The following is a 387-nucleotide window of genomic DNA, read 5'->3' as shown; positions in this document are numbered from 1 at the left end:
CTTTTCCTCCGAGCGCTTGCGCAGAAGCTGCATCAGGCCTTCCAGCATCAGCCGATACTCGCGCCCGAACTTCTCCATCTCGGCGATCGCGTCGCGGCCGGCGAGATCGGCTTCCTCGACGCCCATGCCGCGCAGGAAGGCGGCGCGAAGCGCCATGTCCGAGTGCGACTGCGACGGGGCCGCCGGCGGCTGGCGGACCGGTCGCGGACTGGCGGCCACCCGGGGCGCGGGAGGGGGCTCGGGCGCCTGCGCCGGCAAATCCCATGGGTTCGCCGGTTGCGGTCTTTCGGCGACGCGCTCGCGCTGGCCCGCCGGCCATTCGCCATGCGCCGGAGCGGCCGGCCCGAAACCGAAATCGTCTTCGACGGCCGACGGCTTTGCCGGGGC

At 72.9% G+C, this 387-nt stretch carries 1 pseudogene; it reads right to left on the bottom strand.

The features are described from left to right. Nucleotides 1-387, bottom strand: a pseudogene (locus tag EOA32_RS40500) (type VI secretion system-associated FHA domain protein TagH); the annotation flags it as partial.

It is taken from the genome of Mesorhizobium sp. M1A.F.Ca.ET.072.01.1.1 (genome assembly GCF_004023325.1).
Taxonomy (GTDB): Bacteria; Pseudomonadota; Alphaproteobacteria; order Rhizobiales; family Rhizobiaceae; genus Mesorhizobium.
Note: the sequence above shows the minus strand (reverse complement) of the source record. Positions and strands in the feature narration are given on the sequence as shown.